Annotated in this window: 12 protein-coding genes and 2 pseudogenes; all 14 read left to right on the top strand. The window is 45.7% G+C overall.

Annotation, left to right across the window (positions count from 1 at the left end; genetic code table 11):
• Positions 1-12 precede the first annotated feature (12 nt).
• The 14 genes and pseudogenes from ACKTT9_RS31020 to ACKTT9_RS30955 all read left to right on the top strand — a co-directional run bounded on the left by ACKTT9_RS31020 (position 13) and on the right by ACKTT9_RS30955 (position 23,953).
• Positions 13-1,197, top strand: coding sequence for an iron-containing alcohol dehydrogenase (locus tag ACKTT9_RS31020; RefSeq protein WP_407869036.1), 1,185 nt, complete (start codon positions 13-15; stop codon positions 1,195-1,197).
• A gap of 16 nt (positions 1,198-1,213) precedes the next feature.
• Positions 1,214-2,704 (top strand): aldehyde dehydrogenase family protein, encoded by a 1,491-nt coding sequence (locus ACKTT9_RS31015; protein ID WP_407869035.1) that lies wholly within the window; start codon positions 1,214-1,216, stop codon positions 2,702-2,704.
• Between the two features lie 14 nt (positions 2,705-2,718).
• Positions 2,719-3,687, top strand: coding sequence for a D-2-hydroxyacid dehydrogenase (locus ACKTT9_RS31010; protein WP_407869034.1), 969 nt, complete (start codon positions 2,719-2,721; stop codon positions 3,685-3,687).
• Positions 3,688-3,755: 68 nt separating this feature from the next.
• Positions 3,756-4,235: pseudogene (gene sigK, locus ACKTT9_RS31005) on the top strand (RNA polymerase sporulation sigma factor SigK); the annotation flags it as partial.
• A 528-nt stretch (positions 4,236-4,763) separates the two neighbouring features.
• Positions 4,764-10,604, top strand: coding sequence for a polysaccharide lyase family 8 super-sandwich domain-containing protein (locus ACKTT9_RS31000; protein ID WP_407869033.1), 5,841 nt, complete (start codon positions 4,764-4,766; stop codon positions 10,602-10,604).
• 80 nt (positions 10,605-10,684) lie between these two features.
• Positions 10,685-10,900, top strand: a complete 216-nt coding sequence (locus ACKTT9_RS30995) for a hypothetical protein (RefSeq protein WP_407869032.1) — start codon at positions 10,685-10,687, stop codon at positions 10,898-10,900.
• Between the two features lie 337 nt (positions 10,901-11,237).
• A pseudogene (gene sigK / locus ACKTT9_RS30990) lies at positions 11,238-11,699 on the top strand (RNA polymerase sporulation sigma factor SigK); the annotation flags it as partial.
• 64 nt (positions 11,700-11,763) lie between these two features.
• Positions 11,764-12,435, top strand: a complete 672-nt coding sequence (locus ACKTT9_RS30985; protein WP_407869031.1) for an ABC transporter ATP-binding protein — start codon at positions 11,764-11,766, stop codon at positions 12,433-12,435.
• Between the two features lie 421 nt (positions 12,436-12,856).
• Positions 12,857-13,951, top strand: a complete 1,095-nt coding sequence (locus ACKTT9_RS30980) for a galactose ABC transporter substrate-binding protein (RefSeq protein WP_407869030.1) — start codon at positions 12,857-12,859, stop codon at positions 13,949-13,951.
• 37 nt (positions 13,952-13,988) lie between these two features.
• A complete protein-coding gene (locus ACKTT9_RS30975; protein WP_407869029.1) occupies positions 13,989-15,290 on the top strand; it encodes an ABC transporter substrate-binding protein in 1,302 nt (433 codons plus the stop codon).
• A gap of 29 nt (positions 15,291-15,319) precedes the next feature.
• Positions 15,320-16,189 carry a cache domain-containing protein gene (locus ACKTT9_RS30970; RefSeq protein WP_407869028.1) on the top strand — a complete coding sequence of 290 codons (870 nt, stop codon included), beginning with the start codon at positions 15,320-15,322 and terminating at the stop codon, positions 16,187-16,189.
• Positions 16,159-17,040, top strand: a complete 882-nt coding sequence (locus ACKTT9_RS30965) for a sensor histidine kinase (RefSeq protein WP_407869027.1) — start codon at positions 16,159-16,161, stop codon at positions 17,038-17,040. The genes ACKTT9_RS30970 and ACKTT9_RS30965 overlap by 31 nt, the downstream gene beginning before the upstream one ends.
• Positions 17,037-18,527, top strand: coding sequence for a helix-turn-helix domain-containing protein (locus ACKTT9_RS30960; RefSeq protein WP_407869026.1), 1,491 nt, complete (start codon positions 17,037-17,039; stop codon positions 18,525-18,527). The genes ACKTT9_RS30965 and ACKTT9_RS30960 overlap by 4 nt, the downstream gene beginning before the upstream one ends.
• 254 nt (positions 18,528-18,781) lie before the next feature.
• On the top strand, positions 18,782-23,953 hold the full coding sequence (locus ACKTT9_RS30955; protein WP_407869025.1) for a glycoside hydrolase family 97 N-terminal domain-containing protein: 5,172 nt from the start codon (positions 18,782-18,784) through the stop codon (positions 23,951-23,953).
• Positions 23,954-24,145: the final 192 nt, after the last annotated feature.

Raw genomic sequence — 24,145 nt, 5'->3', positions numbered from 1 at the left:
GGAGGAAACAAAATGATAAACCGGATTTTTCGTTACGAAATGCCTACGATTATCGAGTTTGGCAATGGAGCTGCAAAAACATTGCCGCATCATGTTCGAGAACTTGGAGGAAGCAAGGTGCTCATCGTCAGCGACCCCGGTGTGCTGAGGGTTGGAGGCGTTAAGCGATTGACTGCACCGTTGGACGAAGAGCAAATATCGTATGTCATCTACTCAGACATTGAACCCGATCCCAATATTGAGTCGGTCGCCGCCGCTACGGATCTGGCTAAGACGGAGGGGTGCGACCTGGTGGTCGGCATTGGCGGCGGAAGTTCCCTTGATACGGCTAAGGCTATCGGTTTGATGCTCGTTAATGAGGGCAATATTCGCGATTATGTCGGCATTAATAAAGTGCCGAGGAAAGGAGCGCCGGTTATTGCTATTCCGACGACTGCGGGGACCGGCAGTGAGCTTACCATTTGGTCTGTGCTATCTGACAAAAAGGCGAAGGTCAAGCTCAGCGTGGGCAGCCCATACAATTGTCCATCGCTCGCTTTATGCGATCCTGAGCTGACGGCATCCTTGCCAGCATCTCTCACTGCATCTACAGGGATGGATGCTTTGACGCACGCATTGGAATCTTACGTCAATAAAGCGACACAGCCGATTTCCGAAGGTATGTCCGTTCAGGCCATGAAGATGATTGCCCGCAGTCTGCGGACTGCCGTCGTTCAGGGGGAGAATTTGCAGGCACGTCACGACATGCTGCTTGCCAGTCTGATCGCGGCGATGGCATTTAACCCGACTCGCCTTGGGCTTTCGCACGCATTGGCCATCCCCCTGGGAGCACATTTCAAGATTCCGCATGGTATCGTAAACGCGATCCTTTTACCTGAAGTTATGGCGTTCAATCTTATTGGGAATTTGGAGAAATTTAAGGAAATAGCCGTCATTTTTGGGGAGAAGACCGACCACCTTTCTTTGCGGGAAGCAGCCGATCTATCTGTTTCAGCTATACGTCGCTTAAAAGAGGATATTGGCATTACACAGACGCTTTCGGATTACGGCGTAACAGAAGAGGCCCTCAATATGATCGCTGAAGAAGCGATGCAGTCGGGCAATGTGCCTGTCAATCCTGTAAAACCAACGCACGAAGATCTTAAACAGTTATGTCGAGCTGCAATGTCCAAGACCAATGCCATTACTGCAAGGTAATGAAAGGAGCGAAAGTATGATGTCAGACCATGAAATGCTTAGTTGGTTACAAGAATCCAGCGGTCAGACCTATGGAAATTACATAAACGGCGAATGGAGGCCCGCAAATGGCGGGCGTACTTTCCAAGTTGTTCATGCCGCAGAGCATGAGAGGGTAATCGGATATTTTGCAGATTCCGACTCCGATGACGTGAACAGCGCAGTTGAGGCGGCTGATGCTGCTTTCACGAGTTGGTCTGCCTTGCCTGGCCCGGAACGGGGGGCGATTCTTCTGCGTTTCGCAGACTTGATGGAGCTTGATCGCGATGAGTTGGCTTTCCGGCTATCCGCCGAGCAGGGTAAAACGATTGCCGAATCCCGGGGCGAGGTGGCCAGGGCGGTGAAAGAAGCACGCTTTGCAGTAGGAGAAGCCTCACGTATCTTAGGAGAAACCGTTCCGAGCGAACGCCGGAATGTACGGAATACGGTTGTTCGTTATCCGATTGGCGTTGTTGCTGCAATTGCGCCATGGAACTTCCCGGTTGTTACACCTGTTCGCAAAATCGCACCTGCGCTCGCCTATGGCTGTACGATCGTATTCAAACCGGCATCTGCCACGCCTTGGGCATCAGCAAGGCTTATGGAGCTGTTTACAGAAGCCGGGGTGCCGAGCGGGGTTGTGAATATGGTGACGGGCGGAGGATCGCGGGTCGGAGATCCGCTTACTAAACATCCGCGGGTGAAGGGAATCAGTTTCACGGGATCAACAGAGCTGGGGTTAAGAATCCAACAAACGGCAGCCGTCCGTTTGGCACGTACTCAGCTGGAGCTTGGAGGCAAGAATGCCGCTGTGGTGCTAAACTACACGGATCTCGGGGGAGCAGCAAAGCAGATTGTCTCTGCTGCGTTTGCTTGCTCCGGTCAACGCTGCACGTCCATTAGCCGGGTAGTGGTAATTAAGTCGCAGGCAGATAAGCTAACAGAGGCGTTACTGCAAGAAGTTAAACAACTTCGTGTAGGTCCGGCTTGGGAACCGGGCATTCATATGGGCCCACTCGTGAATAAAGAGCAGTTGGAATCCGTACAGCGTTATGTCCGCCTAGGTAAGGAAGAGGGGGCTGAGCTGCTGTATGGCGGCGAAGTACTAAGCGGCGGCACATATGAAAATGGAGCTTATATGGAACCTGCTTTATTCGTGAAGGTAACTGAGCATATGACCATTGCCCGCGAGGAAATTTTTGGCCCGGTGCTTACAGTCATTGAAGCAAATTCCAAAGAGGATGCATTACGTATCGCTAATGGGACCGAATATGGCCTTGCAGCATCGGTATTCACTGATGAATTGAGTGATGCCAATGAGTTCGCTGTTCGCCTTGAAGCGGGGATGGTGCATGTGAATCATGGGACTGCAAGTGAAGCGCATATGCCGTTCGGGGGCGTTAAGCAATCCGGATTCGGTGCTTTTTCCATCGGGAGTACGAATCAGCAATTTTATACAGAGAATAAAGTCATTTATACGTTGTATTAACAAGAGGTGAAACAATGCATATCGTTGTACTTGACGGTTTTACGCTCAATCCCGGAGATTTGAGTTGGGAAGAGTTGGAGAGGCTTGGTACCGTCAATGTCTATGACCGAACGCCGCCAGAGCTAGTAAAGGAACGCATTCAGGAGTCGGATATCGTGCTGACGAATAAAACGCCACTTTCGAAGGAAGTGCTTACTGGCTTGAACCGATTGAAATATATCGGGGTATTGGCAACAGGCTATAATGTCGTTGATGTCAAAGCAGCTTCCAGCCAAGGTATTGTCGTAACCAATATACCGACGTATGGTACGGACTCTGTTGCTCAATTTGTTTTCGCCCTTATCTTGGAACTATGCCACAAAATCGGCATGCATCGCGATAGTGTGCGTGCGGGGGATTGGGAAGAATCTCCGGACTTTTGCTATACGCTTAGCAGACAAATCGCACTGGCAGGCAAAACGTTGGGGATTGTCGGCTATGGCCGCATAGGCAAGCAGGTTAGCCGTTTAGCGCAGGTATTTGGCATGCGCGTGATGGTCGCAGGTAGAGAGGGAAGGGCGGTGTCCGAAGCAGGAGCGGAATTCGTGGAACGTGTTCCATTGGAGGATCTGCTCGTCGCTTCCGACTTTGTAAGCCTGCACTGCCCGCTTACACCGGAGACAGAAGGGCTGATCAATGCGGAGAAGATTGCCCTTATGAAACCGTCCGCCTTTCTCATTAATACGTCACGGGGAGGGCTGTTGGTCGAGCAGCATGTGGCTAATGCTTTGAACGAGGGGCATATTGCAGGAGCCGCTCTAGACGTACTTTCCTCAGAACCGCCTAGTAAGGATAATCCGCTTGTGTTTGCCAGGAATTGCATCGTAACGCCGCATATGGCATGGGCAACCTTCGAGGCCAGGAGCCGCTTGATGGATATTGCTGTGGGAAATGTGGCTGCATTTTTACAAGGGAAACCTATTCATTCGGTTAATCCGGCATAAAAAAAGAATGGAGGCTTATCTGCTTCCATTCTTTTTTTAGGTGCGATTATAAGCGCTCAGGGCGGTAAGATCTAGAGGACTTGATCTCGATCGGAACGATAGGCTTGATTAAAGCCATCGAGTCGTTTTCCCCGAACAAAGGGACAAAACTGGCAACGTTTGCGGCGCGTTGTATCGAGAACGAAATATTGATACATCTTCGCTCACTGAAGAAAACACGCAAGGATGTGTCCTTGCATGATCCCATCGGAACGGACAAAGAGGGGAATGAAATTACTTTGATTGACATCCTCGGTACGGAAGCCGACGATGTCGTAGATAAAGTGCAGCTCAAAATAGAGAAGAGCAAGATTTATCGGAACTTAGAGATTTTGGATGATCGCGAGAAGGAAGTCGTTGTCGGGCGGTTTGGTTTGGAGCTTGGCGGGGAAGAGCGGACGCAGCGGGAGATTGCGAAGGAGCTGGGCATTAGCCGCAGCTATGTGTCACGGATTGAGAAGCGGGCGCTGATGAAGCTGTATCATGAATTTTATAAGGCGAAGCGGTAGTTAAATACACGTATTTAGGCTGACCTGTCTTAAGGACAGGATTTTTTTTGGAAGTTGCTTGTCCAATATTTATCCCCGCCGAAATTGCAGGCAAGCATGGGGTTTCGTCAATAGCAGAGGCGGCAATGCTGCAGCACTTAAACAACACGTCGGCGCGTACTAGTATATATTTTGAATAAGATGCAAGCGGCTCCGATCCAGCATTCAAAATGCCAACTAAGGATTCTCCTACTCTCAAGATGGTGGAACCGGGTTGCCTCCCAGTAACCGCCATTTCTTTTCATTTCCATAGGGGAAGATACGTGTTAACCCAACAAAATTTTGTATATTGAAGCGGACCCTATAGAGCTATATGATAAGTTCACATCTGCGCACGCCTGTAAACTAATCGGAATCTTGTATATTGTGCCGGCGAGAGCAGCCAAGTAAGATGAACTAGTCACCGCAGCTAGGAGGTGACCTTCATGCTTGAAGCTGAAAGAAGTAAGGTCAATTCAAATTGCTTTAAGAAAGGGGTTAATAGGTGTAATGACCAGTAACTCACGAAGTTTGAAAGCGCTTTTGTTGGTGATAGCCATGTTAGTTAACTTAGTGGCGCTGCCAATGACTTCTGCTGCTGCAGCGGATGCTGCTGCAGATGAGTATGACCAACTCCGGGCTAGAATGTATGATATGCTAACCGGCGGACCGGATTATGATCCGGCAGACCCGGTCATAGCCGAAAAAATCACAAGCATTACTGCTATTGCTCAGAATAACTGGGACACGATGAATAAAAGCGAAGGAAGAGCCTACCTATGGAGTGACATGGCTACGACTACGGAATCGGAGCATGTTTCGGGCAGCTATCAGCGGCTGGAAGCGATGACGCTAGCTTATGCGACAAGAGGCTCAAGCTTAGAACATAACGCAGCCATGCTGGCAGATATCATCAGCGCGATGGACTGGATGTATGCTAATCGATATAACAAGAGTGTGGTCTATCGAGGCTACGACAACTGGTTTGATTGGCAGATCAGCTCACCGTTAAGTATTAACAACATCACGACGATGATTTATTCCAGTCTGACACCGACGCAGATTAACAATTGGCACGCGGTAATCGACTATCAAGCTCTTACTTGGGGAGCAGGTCTGACAGGAGCCAATCGCGTGTGGGCCTGCAACATCAAAATTTCAAGCGGGATTATCGTCAAGAACAGTGCGAAGATGATTGAGGGAAGAGATCAGCTTAGCTCGGTATTCGATTATGTTACTTCCGGAGAAGGGATGTATAGTGACGGTTCATTTCTACAACATACTGCTCTCATCGCCTATAACGGTGGATATGGGATTAATCTTATCGATAATTTGACCAAGGTTATGTATATAATAGCAGGCTCGACTTGGGATATTACGGATCCAGATGTCAACAATATTTATCAGTGGATTTATACTGCCTTCGAGCCCCTCTTTTACAATAATTCCATGTTTGACATGGTGAGAGGAAGAAATATTGCTAGAAAAGCCAGCGATGATAACGGAGCAACCTCCATGGGAGCGTTGGGTGCGGCGGTTGTGAGAATGTCTTATTCCGCGCCTTCGGCCGAAGATCGGGCTGCTTATAAGTCGATGGTTAAGAAGTGGATGTTGGAGTCTACTTCTCCTACGAAATATGCGGATTTGAGCTCGATCATCATTATTATTCAGACCAAACAAATTGTAAACGATTCCTCCATTACACCGAGAGCACCCTATATCGGAAATAAACAATATCCGAATATGGCCAAAGCCGTACATCATAGACCGGGATATGTCTTCGGTATCAGTATGTCCTCCGACAAAGTCGGGAATTTTGAAATCGTCAATGAAGAGAATCTCAAGGGATGGCATACCGGAGATGGGATGACGTATCTATACAATTCGGATTTGGGCCAATACAAGGATTCCTTCTGGCCTACAGTTAACAGCTACCGCTTGCCAGGGACGACAGTCAATCAGAATACGACGGCTGCACCAAACGCCAAAAATCCGAATAATTGGGTTGGAGGCACGGAGATAGAGGGATTGTATGGTGCTACAGGCATGCAGTACACGGCCAACGGATACAGTCTCAAAGCGAAGAAATCGTGGTTCATGTTCGATGATGAGATCGTAAGTCTTGGCGCCGGCATTACGTCCACAGATAACAAGATTGTGGAAACGATTGTTGAGAATCGCAAGTTGAACGACAGCGGAGACAATACGCTCACAGTAAACGGTGCAACGAAACCAGCGGCAATAGGCTGGAGCGAGACCATGGACGAAGTGAACAGGATTCATTTGGCTGGTAATGCTCCAGGCTCGGACATCGGCTACTATTTCCCTACGGCAGCGTCGATTCATGGCTTGCGAGAGTCGAGAACAGACCAATGGTCGAGTGTGAACCAATACTATCAAGGCTCTGATTATACAACTGAATATACACGCAACTATATGAATTTGTGGTTCGATCACGGTACGAATCCTACCAACGGAACATATGATTATGTGCTGCTACCTGGGAAATCAAGTGAAGAAGTTGATCAATACGCTAATCTTCCGGATATTGAAGTGCTGGCCAATACGCCGAATGTACAAGCTGTCAAGGAAACGAAGCTAGGCATCACTGCGATCAACTTTTGGAACGATGGCGTTACGACTGTAGATCAAATTACAAGCAATAAGAAGGCCTCCGTCATGATCAGAAAGACGGAAGAGGATACCGAGGTGTCTGTTTCCGATCCTACGATGGCCAATACGGGGACGATTGATCTTGTACTGGATACAGATTTTGGCGATATCGTTTATTTGGATACGGGCGTATCCTTGAACCATGTTGACGGTAAAGCGAAATTGTCAGTTTATGTCAATAACGCATTAGGAAAAACGTTTAAAGTTAAATTTCGCTTGCCGGGGAAAAACCAAGCTCTTGCTACGCCAACCGGTTTGTCAGCAGTACAAAACTCCGCCAATAGTGTCAAGCTGACGTGGAATGGTGTTGATCGAGCCGTTACAGTGCCTTCCGCACCTACAGGATTAAAGGTTGACGGAAATACGGAAAATAGCTTGAGCGTGCAATGGGATGCCGTTCAAGGCGCAGCGGATTACAGACTGTACCGTTCCACTTCAGAAAATGGGGATTATTATTCGATCCCTGATCTTCCGAGTGGAGCCTTGAGCTATACGGACACGAAGCTGTATAGTGGCAGCCCATATTATTATAAAGTAGCAGCGATGAACAGCAATGGAATGTCCGCTTATTCAGCCGTTGCCTCAGGTTGGACGGTATCGGCTCCGCCTTCCGGTTTGAAAGTCGTGAATATTGCGGGAACGAGCATATCACTTGCTTGGAATGAAGTGCCGGGAGCTACGGAATATCGACTTTACCGGTCTGCTTCATTGACTGGCGAATACGAGCCTTTGACGGGGCCGGCTGTCACAACAGCGACCTATACGGATGCAGGAATTGCAGAGGGGACGAATTATTATTATAAAGTCGCTGCTGTAAATCCCGGAGGCTTGTCTGCTACATCGGCTCCGATTTCAACCTTATTTAACATTCCGGCATATGCCATTAATGAAAACTTCGATGATATGCCCAGAGGTGAGCTGAACGGGCAACGCGGGTGGATTGCGACGGTACCAACAGGAACCATCGGCGGGGAAGTTTCGGTCAAGGAAGATTCGGCAACAGGTGCGAAGGTGGTGTTGAAGAAAGAAAGCACAGGCGATCCTGTCGTTAGCCATGCCTTTAGCGTACCTGCTGGAGCTTATGTAACGGCAGAAGTAACCGTAAGTGCCTCAAACTCGGAATACAAAACCGTACTTGATGTTAGGGATAGTGTGGCGGGTAAAAGAGCGGTTAACATCATCATGCAGAGTGGGAAAATTTGGGGATACAGCGGCTCAATCAAGGTGGATCTGCTGAATCCGATAGAATTCAATCGAACTTACCGTTTGAAAGCTGTTATCAATACAGTAACTAAGAAATTCGATATGTATGTGGATGATCAATTATTAGGCTCCAATTGGTCTTATAGAGAAAGTCCGGTTAACAATCTGGATACGGTTATGTTTGCTTTAGCAGGTACGACCAGCGCCATGACGTTGGATGACATCAAGATATCCTATGTTCCGGCTGCTCCAGCGAATTTAGCGGTAGCTGAGAGAAATGGAACAGGCATAAAGCTGACATGGAATTCCGTTACGGGAGCTACAGGCTACCGCTTGTACCGTTCCCAGAATCCGACTGCTGGCTTCACACAAGTGGCGGAGGTAGCTTCCGGTACCACCTTTACGGACAGTGGTCTAACTCCGAATACGAACCATTTCTACAAAATCGTAACGTTAAGCGGCGGTGCGGTCTCGGCAGAATCGAGCGTGTTGAGGGCGGCAACAACGAATGACTCAGGTACGGACATCCCTAAAGCGCCTACAGAGCTATACGCCAGTGATTCCATAGGCTCGACTATTAAGCTAAACTGGAAGCCTGGCAAGGATGCGGCTACCTATGCGATCTACAGATCTACAGCGAGCGGTGACTTGTTCGAGCTAATCGGCAGCACGGCCTCTCTGTCCTACGTGGATTCGGGACTTGACGGAGTGACGAGCTATCAGTATAAGGTCGTTGCAATGAATGAGGAAGGTACTTCCCCGGATTCGAATATCGTCTCTTCCGCATTCGGTGTCGTGCAGACGCTCATTGACGATAATTTCGATAACGATGCGCTCGGAGCCGATCCTGCAGGTTGGACGATTGTAGAGGACACCGGCAGACCGGTGACGGTTGTCAATGCTACCTATGCGGCTGCGCCAGGCCATGCGGTTAGAGTTACCGGTGGTAATAAGCTCGAGACGAGTGCATTAAGAAGTTTCGGAAATCCGCAAGGGATTCAAGGCATTGTTACGGTAGAAACGATGGTTTTACCGAAAGATACAAACTGGAAGAATATACCTGTCATCATAGATGCTAGCAATAATGCAGCCGCTCACGTGTATTTTAGCGGAGGCCAAATCATTGCCTACAATTCCGGCACCAAGACAACGGTCTTCTCTCCGGTTGTTTTCGACGGGACTTGGTATAGAACGAAGCTTGTTGTGAATACAAACACGAAGAAATACGATTTATTCTTAAATGATTCTGCTACGGCGGCTGCGAGCCAATTTAATTTTAGAACCGTCACAAACGCAGTTTACGGCGTGAAAATGGCTGTCGACAATGTGAGCAGCTTCGAATTTGACAATGTCAAAGCATATTTCAAGCCTTTTATGCCAACGGCATTAGCCGCAAGCCAAAACACCAATTCAAGCATCAAATTAACTTGGGGTGCTTCAGCGGGAGCTACAGGCTACAAGCTGTACCGTTCCACTAATGCTAACGAAGGCTACCAGATGGTATATACCGGTTCCGCGGTGACCTACACCGACACGGGACTCCAAAGCGGGAAGACATATTATTATAAAGTTGCAGCAGTGATAGGAACGGCCGCTTCTGATGCCTCCAACATGGTTACCACAGCGACGACTGGCACACCGGTAGCCGTAGTGCAAGATCTGAAGAAGGAAGTGCGGATACTCTCCGCGTCTCAAGATCCCGGTCAAGTAGGGTATATCGTGTATCGGGATGGTACGGAAGTAGCCAGAACGTTCAATACTTCATACATCGACGGCAATCTGGAGGAAGGCAGAATTTATCATTATTCCATCATGGCGTACGATGGCTTGGGTCATCTATCCGTTGTGAGTTCAAGTGTAGCGTATACCGTTCCTGCGGCTCCGGTTACCCTTGCCAAGGGTGCTCCTGGGCAGCCGGTCCTATCCTCCGACAACGGATATTCAGGTTTCAAGGATGGCAACTATATGATCACAATGAACATGTGGTGGGGAAATAATGGCACGTTGTTCAACCTGTACGAAAATGGCGTTCTCATCAAGACCCTAACACTATCGGACGCTTCACCAACGGCTCAAATCACTAAAATGGAGGTACACGGTAAATCTAACGGCAAGTACATCTATACGAGTGAGCTTATCAATGTATTTGGCACGACAACTAGTCAACCTCTCGTTGTAACCATCACAGATGCTTCCCCAGGAAAGCCTGTTTTGTCCCAAGATAATTGGGATCGAGATGGCAGCTACCATATCACCACGAACATGTGGTGGGGGACCAATGCGACGGGATATCGTCTTTATGAAAATGGGGTACTCATTGATACAAAAAGCCTGGAAGCATCCTCGCCAAGTGCTCAAAACGTTGTTACAGCAATCACAGGTCGCGTTATAGGTACGTATCAGTATCGTGTTGAGTTCTTCAATGCCGCAGGCGTGACCGCCAGCGATATGCTAACTGTGTCCGTTGAAAAGTAAGTAGAGAACACACACCATCCACGAATGATATTGCTCTGAAGTCTCAACTTGTCAAGGAGACAGTCGAGGCGAAGGTAGTTGTGGACGCTAAAACTATTGCAGATGGATTCGGTCAGCTGACGGCTGATGCCACCGGCACCAAAGTACTGCCGATTGAAGTGCCGATCGTAGAAGGCGCGACAAGTTACACGTTTGTGCTTCCGGCTCAAACACTCACGGCAGATGCAGATACAACAGCTCAGCATTTATTTCGGCGTATGACTGAAGGAAGGATTGATTCGTGGAGGCTTGTTTAATCCTGCAGGATTCGCGACGAGAGCGGAAGCTGCCGTCATGATGTACAGGATGTATCATAAGTGATTGGAATCGAAGGACCGTCAGATGTTGTACACTGGCGGTCTTTTTATTTCGTATACAAGAGCTTAGCGTCTATTGTCGGTTAACGCGCCAGTTGGAGACTTTTAAATGCAATAGTTGAAGAGAGTCAAAGCAAACATAATGTAAATAAAGCTCCAATTCAATAGAAATCGCTTTCGCCACGAGTAATTGGTTAAAAAATCAAATTATTGCCTTAGCTCAGGCTGCAGCCGCCGAAGCAATGTTTGATGATGAGTATGTTCTCTTCAAGTCAAGTCCATCGGAACGATCGGCTTGATCAAAGCCATCGAGTCGTTCTCCCCGAACAAAGGGACAAAGCTGGCGACGTTCGCAGCGCGTTGTATCGAGAACGAAATACTTATGCATCTTCGCTCACTGAAGAAAACACGCAAAGATGTGTCCTTGCATGATCCCATCGGAACGGACAAAGAGGGGAATGAAATTACTTTGATTGACATCCTCGGTACGGAAGCTGACGATGTCGTAGATAAAGTGCAGCTCAAAATAGAGAAGAGCAAGATTTATCGGAACTTAGAGATTTTGGATGATCGCGAGAAGGAAGTCGTTGTCGGGCGGTTTGGTTTGGAGCTTGGCGGAGAAGAGCGGACGCAGAGGGAGATTGCGAAGGAGTTGGGCATTAGCCGCAGCTATGTATCACGGATTGAGAAACGGGCGCTGATGAAGCTGTATCATGAGTTTTATAAGGCGAAGCGGTAAGGTCGGTCAGTCGGAGCAGTCGCATACTTCATTTATTTGGGATCAGATAATGGAGGCGAAGAGGATGACCTTAATCCAAATTGAGCACGTGAGTAAGAGTTATGTGATGGGCGGGGAAACGATTCGCGCTTTGGACGATGTTTCGTTAGATATCGATCACGGCGAGTTCGTTGCGATCATGGGACCGTCGGGGTCGGGGAAGTCGACGCTGATGAACATTTTAGGCTGCTTGGATGTTGCGGATGATGGGGACTATGTGCTGGACGGGAAGGCCATTAATCGGCTCAAAGATGCACAACTAGCTGAAATAAGGAACCGGAAGATCGGCTTCGTTTTCCAGAACTTTAACCTGCTGCCACGGCTGAACGCGTATGAAAATGTGGAGCTGCCGCTTATTTACCGGGGCATGAGTAAGCGTGAAAGGGAGCCGCTTGTCATGCAGGCATTGGAAGCGGTTGACTTAGTGGATCGCAGGAAGCATGTGCCTTCGGAGCTTTCTGGCGGTCAGCAACAGCGCGTTGCGATTGCCCGAACATTGGCGGGAGATCCGGCGATTATATTGGCGGATGAGCCGACAGGAGCGCTGGATTCGAAGACGGGTGTTGAGATCTTGGAGATTTTTAAGGGTTTGAATCAGCAAGGCAGGACGATTGTTTTGATTACGCATGACCTGGCGATTGCTCAGCAGGCGAAGCGGGTAGTGCATTTTCGCGATGGGAAGTTGAGTGAGGTTTGATAGGATGAGGACCGGGGCCCTAAGGGGTCCCGGTTTATTTTTGATATACATTCCACGAAGTTTCGGTACCAAAAGGCCAAAAAAATTTTGCAATCAGGTAAAATGGGAGAGTATGCGGGGTCTTTTTTTACATGACATACCATCAACGAATTTAGTGCATAAAAGAAACGATATTATTCCATTTCAATTAGCAAAGATTTGACATAAAATAGAGTTATTTGAAAGCGCTTACTTCTTTGTAGGGGCATCGAATATAGCGATCAAAGGCAAAGGGATGATTGACTCCAATGAGACATTGCTTACACCGTCACCAGAACCTTAAAAATAGAGTAGGGGATATGAGAAAAATGCATGTACATTGAACTATAAATATTCTAGGATAATGGGAATATTTATATTTTTTAAAAATGGAGATTATTAGATGAATAAGAGAGTGAAATCATGCATCCTTGCAACTGCACTTTTACTTATGATGGACGGATGCAGCATCATGCGATCAGATGATCCTAATGCTCCAATTCATATTGTGTCACAACCTGCTACGAATTTAAATTTAACGATATCGACACCTCCCTTAAAAATTGGAGTCTTAATTTACAGGTTTGATGATACTTTCATGACAGAAGTGAGAAACAGCATACTTGCAGCAGTTGATGGAGATGTCATCGTCGAGTTCGCAGATAGCCGCAACTCCCAATCAACTCAGAATCATCAAATAGATAAATTTGTGAAAGAAAAGGTAGATGCCCTCGCGATTAATCCAGTAGATCGGACTGCAGCAGCCGCCATGATTACAAAGGCAAAAGAAGCTAACATTCCAGTAGTCTTTTTTAATCGGGAGCCTGTGGCAGATGCTATGAGAAAATGGGACAAGGTTTACTATGTCGGCGCTAAAGCGGAACAATCCGGTACAATGTCAGGTCAACTGATCGTTGACTATTTTAAGTCGCATCCGGAAGCGGATAAAAACAAGGATAATGTACTGCAATATGTGATGTTGAAAGGTGAACCTGGCCATCAGGATGCCGAGTTACGGACTAAATTCGCCATTAAAGCCGTAGAAGATGCGGATATTAAGGTGGAAAAGCTTGCTGAGGATACAGGAATGTGGGAGCGTTCCAAAGGGGAAGCGAAAATGTCGGCATTCCTAGCTGAATGTGGGGATCGAATAGAGGCTGTTTTTGCCAATAACGATGATATGGCGCTTGGGGCGATTGACGCACTGAAAGAGAAAGGCTTTATAACAGGCGATCGATTTATCCCCGTTGTTGGGGTCAATGGCACAGCCTCGGCTATGAAAGCGATGGAAGATGGGGCACTTCTGGGAACTGTGCTGAATGATGCTGTAAATCAAGGAAAAGCAACCTATGCCGTGGCTCATAGTTTGGCCTCTGGACAGATACCGGATCAAACCAACATTGGCTACGAAATGGCAGATGGTTTATATGTCTGGATACCGTATAAAAAGATTACGAAAGGAAATAGGAGCACTAATCTATCAAACAGCATTAGGTAAGCGTTATCAATTTCAATAATAACCTCGGAGGCTTTTGATGAGAAAATATGTGGATCTATTCGTCTACTTGCTGCTTTCCATCTCTCTTATGCTATCGGGTTGCACAATAGCTGATACTGGGCGATCCAATCAGCAGGAGCAGGTCGCTGCGGTGGATCGTGAAAAGATCGCATCCTCAGGCGATGTAAAGTTATCCGTCTACATGTATGTGACCGATGTCAGAGTACAAAACGTGTATTATGAGATTGCACGCACCTTCGAAGCCACACACCCGGAAATTAAAGTGGAACTGCAATTTCCTGGTTTTCAGTATGAAGAGATTCTGAAAGTTAAGCTTGCCACCAACGAGTTGCCAGATATTTTCGACACGCATGGTTGGGCCAAGATTCGATATGGGAAGTATTTGCTGGATCTCAGAGATGAGCCGTGGGCGAGTCAGTTGACAGAGACGATAAAATCGGTTGTAACGGATGACGAGGGGAAAGTATATGTATTGCCTATTAGTGAAGCGAGGGATGGCTTCTCTTATAACATGGATGTTTTAGAAAAATATCATATTCAAGTGCCAGTTACTTTTGATGAGTTGATGAAGGCCGCGGATAAGATTGTGAAAGAAAGCCACGGAGAAGTCGTTCCTTTCTTTTTTTCCGGCATTGATTCATGGACTATCGGGCAATATTTTGATTATTTCGCAAGCTCTCTATTTGAAAAGTCAGAAGTTTTTAAAAAATACCCGCTGACAGCGACAGATTCGGACTGGAGCCAGTGGAATTTGCTTGCCATGAAATGGAAGGAAATGTTCGATAAAGGATATATCAATCAAGATGTTTTCACGGCTAAATACAGCGACTTGCCCAAGTTGTTTGCCGAAGGCAAAGTCGCATTTTCATTCGCTTCTCCCTCTTTTGCAGACGATGCTTATGAAGTAAACCCGAAAACAAGAATAGGTATTATGCCAGTTCCATCATTAAGTGTGGGAGGAAAACCTGCTTTTTCAAGCGGAGAACGCAACACAATGGGCATCTGGAGAAAGTCCAAACATTTGGCCGAAGCAAAGCTGCTGGTGAATGAATTCGCAAAGCCGTCCAATATGAAAAAAATTGCAGACGTGGTAAAAATTCCGCCAGGATTGAAGGGTGTAACTCCCGAGCATGAATTTGTACCGTTCTATAAGCTATACGAACAAGTACGTGTCACCCCATATTTCGATCGTATCTATTTGCCAAATGGGATGTGGGACGTGATGCGGAGTCTGGGAATTGAGTTGCTAGCAGGCGATGTAGCACCAGAAAAGTTCGGTCAACTTATGAAACAAGAAGTCAATCGACTTTCCAAATAAAGGGCTAGAAGCTAGGAGGCAGGAACGCATTGAGATCTGATTCTTTTCGCTTTAAGCTCATGATGCTGTATTTCTGGACGATTGTTATTCCAACGGTTATTATCGTATTCTTTCTACCGAACTTTTTTCAAAAGTTGCTGCTGCATCAGACAACACAATATACCGAAAGCACAGCTGCTGCCTTTACGAAAAACATTGAAAGCTATCTGAATGAACTGGAGCGGCTCACTTTAACGCCGTACTTTGACAGCGATATTATGAAGGCGCTTAAATTTAAAGCCAAACAAGATCCTATAGCGCAACTTTCCCCCCTCGAGAAATTGAAGATGGATGAAGTGCTGAATGAAAAGTTCCATAATTTTATTCGCATGTCGAGAAAAGATATATCAGGAACGACACTGGTCACTTCAGATGGCTCCATCTATGCCAAATCAACAGGTTTGACAGCGTCAGTTAACAATTATCCCTTTTCTACCACAGAATGGTACCGCAAAGCGTTGGCAGCAGAGGGGTCTGCCGTCTTTATTGGTAGTCATAAACAAGACTACTTGAAGCAGCCGTTAGAGACAGATGTATTCTCTGTAGCTAGGATTATAAGAGATCCTGATACGGAGTTAAAGCTCGCTTTTATTATTGCCGATGCAGATACTGGGGTGCTGCGGAATTTAATCCAAGATTTCCAATTTAACGTAAACGCTACCATTGCTGTTCTCGATGACAATCAACAGGTGGTTTATTCCACTGCACCATTATCACCATTAATGCGTAAAAGCGTAGGGGAGTCCTCAGTCTCGATAGTAGAGGATGAAAATACGTACACGGTTATTCGCCGAGATATTGGAACAGCCCATTGGAAGTTGGTTTTTTTTTGCCAAATTCAGAAATTATCTCTCAGCTAAGGTGGTTGTACATTATCGGGGGATTGTTCGCTGTATGCGGACTTTTCTTAACTGTCATTGTCTTCTTTCTTTTATCAAAGTGGATTATTCGTCCGTTTAAAGAAATCATCTGGACGATGAAGAAAGTGGAAATCGGTAATTTGCAAACACGTCTGCAAGTTAGGGGGACGGATGAGGTAGCCCAAATTGGATTAGCGTTTAATCGAATGATTAATCAAGTGGAAGAGCTTATTGTCCGCGAATATCAGGCGAAATTTAATCAACAGCAAGCAGAATATCGGTCCTTGCAAGCTCAAATCCAACCCCATTTTCTTTATAACATCTTAAATGGCTTTATTGGTCTTAATCGGATTGGAGAGCAAGAGAAACTGGAAGAGTCAATTATTCACCTCAGTAAAATGCTTAGGTATATTCTTGCTGGGCGAGACTGGACTTGTGTTAAGGATGAGTGCGATTTTCTCGCTTGGTACTGCCAATTACAGCAGCTCAGGTTCCAAGATCGTTTGCAGTACCATATTCGATATGATACAGATAGCATGAGTGTTCCTATTCCAAAGTTATTACTTCAACCACTTGTTGAGAACAGTATTATTCATGGGATTGAACCTCTGAATCAGCAAAGGGAATTGAACGTCGATGTTCATGTGATGAACAATCATACACTATCTATCTCGGTTGCGGATAATGGTGCTGGATTTGATGCAAGTAAAGCAGGGAAAAGTGTAGGTCTAACTAATGTTAAAGAACGCTTGAAGCTTGCATATCCGGAAGGTGAATTTGTTTTGGACAGCAAGATTGGAGAGGGCACGCGCATACATATTCGAATTCCTATCAAGGAGGCATCCAATTGAAAATAGTAATTGCCGATGACGAATATTTAGCTCAACAAACATTACTTAGTATGATTCGCCAAATTGAAGGTGAGTGGGAAATTGTCGGAGTAGCGGGCAATGGCTCTGAACTGTTAGACATCCTTCGAGCGCAGCGTCCGGATATCGCTTTTGTGGATATCAAGATGCCTGGTATGAATGGCATTGAAGCTATTAGAGAAGGTAAGGTTGTTGCTCCTCACACGGAATGGTTTATTTTATCAGGCTATTCTGAGTTCATTTATGCACAAGAAGGTATTCAGCTTGGTGTCCTTAACTATTTGCTAAAACCTCTTAGTTTAGGGGAGTTGCGGGAAGCTTTACTTTCTGCAAAGGCATCTATTCAAGAAAGGGTTGTAGACAAACAAAGACAATTCGCGAATTCAGTGCAGAATCTGTGTTATGGATTTGAGCAGGATAATGTTTGCTTTAAGGCCGAGTATACATACATGCATGTTCAAATGGCTGTCGTTTTTTGGGATTGTTCTTTAGAAGGAACAGCTGAATCCTTACTGTCTAAACAGGTATACCTCTCAATTAACCGTATTGTAGAAGAGTTTACGGCAAAGGGAGTGCTGCTTACCTGCTTTGCCCTCCCGAGTGGTCAGTTTACTATCGTTGGAGGCCTTCGGTACAGTGTCAAAGACAAGGAAAGCTGGAACGAATTTATCTTGCGACTGCAACAAATCATTGATAGCTGGAATACTTCTGAATTGAAGCTAACGGTCATTTCTTCTCAGGAGCATTTACCACTGCATGATATTAATCAATATGTGAGTCGCATCATGCAGAGCAGTATTCTTCGTATCTTGAAGGGATTGGGTAAAATGTGGAACAGCCATTCGTTTCAGCACTTTAGTAGTGAACATCACGAACTGTGCAAAAGAATGGAGAGATTGGTTAAGGCTTACCGCGAGAATCGGTACTCAGAGTATATGGATGCGTTGTTTGCGATTAAGCAATACGCTGCAGCGAGTGAACGTCTATTTGAAGGTAGCGGCATTATGGAATCAATTGGCACTTATTTAACAACAACGCTGCGGATTCAGCTTGAGTCTTGCACGTCCATGTCTCGGTGTATTGTGCTTTTGAAGGAGCATGGTGAACGATTGCTGCAACGAATGAACAAGGATGAACCATCCCAGGACATTGTGCAGAAAGTTATCCAATACATGAAGTCCAATTATAGGAACGAGATCGGTACAAACTTAATTGCGGAGCATTTTCATGTCACGCCGAATTACTTGAGTACCGTGTTTCATCAGAAAACGGGGTTTACGATTATGCGCTTCTTGACTGAACTTCGTATTAACAAGGCCAAGGAAATTCTAGCAGAAGGACCTGTCCAGATACAAGAGGCGGCGGAACTTGTCGGGTATTTCAACCCTAGTCATTTTACGAATTTATTTAAAAAAATTGAGGGACATTCCCCTACTGAATATAAACAGATGTTGAAAAGAAATGGATAATAAAAGAAGTCTATTGACCATAAAAATGGACAAGTCAATATTAATTATGAGACTCATGGAAGCGCCAACATTCATGTTATCCTTTATCTATTGATGCCATTGGAAGACTATGCGATGAAGGGTGGGGACATTGTTTCAAGAGCGCGAAATGCCTCAACGCACATTGTACGAATGGCATGAAAATTATTGTAATCCCAGAGATTCCGTTATCATTACGGGGGAGACGGACCTGAAGAAAAAGAGGAGGAGTAACATTGCAAAAAAGACGTTCTACACCGAAAATTGCGGTAAAACTATTCTTAATTATGAGCTTGCTTATTGTCAGTCTGCCATTTGGATTGCCGAATGCCGCTTATGCCAATTCTGAACAACCCCTATTTAAACAAGACCAATATAATTCTGATGAAAACAACGTCACGATACCAGAAATTTCATCGGTGTCTGAAGCTACTTATGTATCTGACCCGAATGGGGTAAACATGGGACTTGCGGCGGTGCAGCCAGCTGCGGGACCAGCAAGCATGGTGCTGGATAGTGCATGGGAAGTAGAAAATCCGACAGCAGGAAAGCTTGTTGTTAATGCGAATGGAAGTGTTACGATCACAACGGAAGGTGGAGCAATTAATGATGCAGGGGGAATGAAAAACATTCTTTACTATCAGCTTCCAAACCAGACGGACTATGATTTTACTGTAAAAGTAAATGGGAATTTTACGGCAAACTATCAGGGGGCTCAACTGATGATCGCAAGCGGAAAAAACCGTGCGAATGCCGTTGGTGTGGTCCGCAGATTTCATGGATTTCTTGCTGGAACATATGGAACAAACATGCTCATGGGCGTTATGCAGAATGGTGGTACGCCTGGCGAGTATTATGAAGGTGCTGCAAGCATCGGCAATGAGTTCTATCTGAAACTTCAGAAGCAGAACGGAAGAATCACTGGTTTCTATGCAGCGGCGTACAGTGACAACAAAGCAGATTGGAATCAGATTATTGATACCACTGGCGGCAAAAATTATGAATTCATAGATAAGGGCAATGCGCTCATTGATCCTGAGAAGATTTATTTGGGAATTGCTGCAGCAAACGGTGGCGGGAATACACCTACAAACATTACGTTCTCTGATCTGAGAATCGGTGGTGAACCGGTGCCCTTCGCTATAAATTCAAAGGCATTAAAATCCGTTGTGCTTTCTGGTGAAGCAGGAATGGGTGTAGGTGCTGCACATAAACAAACGCTTAATGTGACAGGTGCAGATTATGATGGAAATGAAATCACAGAATTTAATTCGGTCGTCTACACAAGCAGTGATGAAGATGTGGCAACGGTTAGTCAAGACGGTGTTGTTACGGGTGTACATAACGGCAATGTAGTCATTACTGCCAAAGCAACATTGGGCGAAGTGACAAAAACAGCTGCGCTGGCCATTCAAGTTGGAGATATTGAGACAGAAGAATCATGGGAACTTTCATCTCCAGATGGCAATACCAAGATGACGGTAGAAATGATCACAGGTGGCGTTCTTCAATATACTGCAAAAAAGAATGGTGTACAAAATATTGATACATCACCACTTGGTTTAGTAACCAGCTTAGGTGACTTTTCGAGTGGCCTTGTAGTAAGAAAAGTTTCAGAAGTGAAAGAAATCAACGAAAGCTATAAGGTGCTTTCTGGTAAGAGTGACGAATATACAAATCACTATAAGGAACAGACGCTTACATTTGCAAGGAAAAATGATAATTCTGTTGAATTTGATTTGATAATCCGTGCCTATGATGATGGTTCGGCATACAGATATGCTGTCCGCACAGACGGGGCAAAAGAGATTAAAATCAGTGATGAAGTTTCAGGCTTACAGCTTCCAAAAGAAGCAGATGTATATTGGATGAACTATACTTCAGCTACATGGAACTATGAAGGTCAGTATACAAAAACGACAACTGAAGGATTAGCAGCGGGCTCTACTCCCTCCATACCATTCTTATATGGAAAAAATGGTGTCTGGACGCTATTCTCAGAAGCAGACCTCAACGGAACTTACACGGGTTCTATGTTTACAGTAAAAGAAAACGGAATGTTAGATGTTTCATTCTCTAAGACACAAGGGACGAAGGCTGTAGTGACAACGACGCCTTTTAAATCTCCATGGAGAGCAGCAATCACAGGTACTCCCAAAGACATTGTCGAAAATACAATGATTGAAAACCTGAGCACCCCAGCAGATTACGCAAAATATGACTATGAATCATGGGTAGATCCAGGTTTATCTTCCTGGTCATGGGTAGCTAACTGGGGAAGTGGCATCAGTGATCAGTCGAAAGCTGAAACACATATAAACTGGATTAACTTTGGAGCTGAAATCGGATGGGATTATTATATCCTTGATGAAGGCTGGGCTCTGGGCGGTCGTGGAAACGTGACTGGTGTGCGTGACTGGTGGCCGCAAGTAAAAGCGTTAGCAAAAGAAAAAGGAGTTAGATTGTGGGCTTGGGTACATGTAAGCGATATTGATACACAGGCAGAACGCGACAAGCACTTCAAAGAATGGTCTGAACAAGGTATCGTAGGCATTAAGCCGGATTTCTTTGATGGGGAAGGTCAGGCTAATATGCAGCTTTATGATGATCTATATAGAGATGCAGCGAAGTACAAGCTCATGGTTCTTGCACATGGTGCAAATAAACCAACTGGTGAAATTCGTACTTATCCAAACGTATATGGACATGAAGCCATCCGTGGACAGGAAGCAGGAGGTATTACTGCGGAACAGTACACCATGATTCCGTTTATCCGAGCAGCAATTGGACCAGCAGAGGTTACGGAAGAAATTAGATCTAAGGATTATAACAAGACGACTATGGGATTCCAGTTCGCATTGACAGCGTTGATTGAAGACGGAATTCATAGTATGGGTTCTGCGCCGGATGTTTATAGAAGTATTCCGGAAGGAATGTCTTACTATAAAAATTACCCCAAAAAATGGGATAAAACAGATTTACTTGACGGTGAGATTGGCCAGTATCTGAGTATAGCTAGAAAAGCCGGAACGAACTGGTATGTTTCTGGAATCAGTGTGAATCCAAGAACGATGAAAGTTCCATTAAAATCCCTTGACGCAGGTAAAACGTATACAGTTTTGCTTTACACAGAAAACGGCAGACAAGACGTGGATATGAAAATTATCCCGAATGTTACAAACGAAACCGTATTAGACATCAATGTACTTTACGGCGGCGGATATGCCTTACGTGCAGTTCCAACAGCAGAGTTGGATAGCATCACTTCAATCGTTGCCAATCCGACAGAAGTGACAGTAGAAAAAGGTTATTTATCTAATCCGGTTGGAGTTACACTCAGTCCAGGAAAAGCAGAATTTAAAGATGTAATATGGAGTGTTGGAGACGAATCCATCGCAACTGTAAATCAGAACGGTGTAATTAGAGGCGTTGCTGAAGGTAAGACGACAGTAACGGTGGCTTCTGCTTACAACAAAACTGTAAAAGCTGAAATTAAAGTAACAGTTACACCTCCAAGGTATGTTCTTGATAGTAATAAATGGACAATCCTTAATCGGAATGAAAATGTTATTATCAATAATGCCGATTCTGCAACAATTTCAACAGAAACGGGAGTACTTGGTGCTAATAACTGGAAAAATATGTTCGCTATGGACGTACCGGAAGGCGATAAAGATTTTACTATCACAGCTAAGATTTCCGGTGGTCTTAAGGCCAATTATCAAGGTGGATTTATCACAGTCTTTAATAAAGCGAATCCGAATAGCTTATCGGTAGCAGCAGGACGGCGTTATCACAGTGGCATCATGGGAAGTCACCCTCAGGCGTTGGGCGTCATGTCAACCACCTCAGGAGCTACCTCTGAATATTACAACGCAGATGAAGATTATAATAAGGACGTTTACGTTAAAATTCAAAAAGTCGGAAATACATTTATTTGTTCCTATAGCTATGATGGTGAAAATTGGACAGCCATTTCGGACAAAGGAACACCCCGAACTACTACAAATGCAAATTTGGCAGCAAGTGCAAATCTATCTGTAGGTTTCTATGCAGGTTCCGGCGGGGGACAAACAGCAATTGATATCAAAATCAGCGATTTTACTTACAATGATGTGAAGGTACCGATAGCAATTGACACCTTGGAACCAGGAGTTGATAATAAGACGGAGCTGAATGAAGCAATAGCATATGTAGAAGGATTAAAAGAAGCAGACTACACAGCAGACAGCTGGGCGGCATTAGTAACTCAATTGAATGCAGGAAAAGATGTAGCTACAAAGGAGAATGCTACACAGCAAGAAGTGGCTGAAGCAACAGCAGCAATTCAAGCAGCAGTAGAAGCACTTGTAGCTGTAGATCCAGAAGTTGTTGATAAAACGGTACTGAATGAAGCAATAGCCTATGTAGAAGGATTAAAAGAAGCAGACTATACAGCAGACAGCTGGGCAGCATTAGTAACTCAATTGAATGCAGGAAAAGATGTAGCTGCAAAGGATAATGCTACACAACAGGAAGTGTCTGAAGCAACAGCAGCAATTCAAGCAGCAGTAGAAGCACTTGCTGGAAAAGGTGGAACACCAGCAGATCCAGGAACAGATCCAGATCCAGGGACAGGAACAGGAGCAGGAGCAGGAGCAGGAACACCAACACCAACACCAACACCAACACCAACACCAACACCAACACCAACACCAACACCAACACCAACACCAACACCAACACCAACACCAACACCAACACCAGAACCCGTTCAGCCGGGAGTGCAATTCATGGACAATGTCGTTGATATTGCCAGTTTGCTAACCAGCTTCGCACAAAAGGTTGAGAAAGCCAAGTCTATTCCGGCTCCGTTGGAATTTACGGATACTTCCTCTCATTGGGCTGACTCCACAATTGGTATGTTTGTGAAGTTAGGATTGGTTACGGGATATCAGGACGGCAGCTTCCACCCGGATGGAAGTATCACCCGTGCGGAGTTCGCTACGGTTCTTGCCAAGGTATTTGGCCTTGCAGGCAAGGCTGCCGGAAGCTCCTTAAGTGATATTTCCGGTCACTGGGCCGAAACCTCCATTAGCGCTCTGGAGCAAAAAGGTATAATTTCCGGCTATGAGAACGGCACATTCCTGCCTGATCGGGAAATCAGTCGTGCGGAGATTATTGCAATGATTTCCAAGATCATTAACCTGGACAGCGTTAATGCTGCGTCCTCCAGCTTCTCGGATCTGGATAACACATGGAATAAGGAGCAGATCGGGCAAGCGGCGGCAGCCGGCATCATCAACGGGGTAGGGAATGGTATGTTTCTTCCAGCTAAGCAGGCTTCCCGTGCCGAAGCGTTAACTATTGTACTTCACGTTCTAGAGACTAATCCGGAGTTTAAGAGCCTCCTGGATACCCTAAAATAAGCAAGTCTTTGGTTTTAAAGCCCTAGCCCAGCCTTTACGAAGGCTGGAGCGGGCTTCATGTGCGCTTGGCAGCGCAATCGACTAAGGAGTGAAAGTCTCCAGTACATTGCAAGGTGGCGGAAGTACATAGCTAACGCATAGTGCTTAGTCCGTGAGGATAGGTGAGGAGGATGCTCAGGCATAACCCAGAAC

This window comes from Paenibacillus sp. P36, assembly GCF_045866505.1.
GTDB classification, from domain to species: Bacteria; Bacillota; Bacilli; order Paenibacillales; family NBRC-103111; genus Paenibacillus_E; species Paenibacillus_E chondroitinus.
Note: the sequence above shows the minus strand (reverse complement) of the source record. Positions and strands in the feature narration are given on the sequence as shown.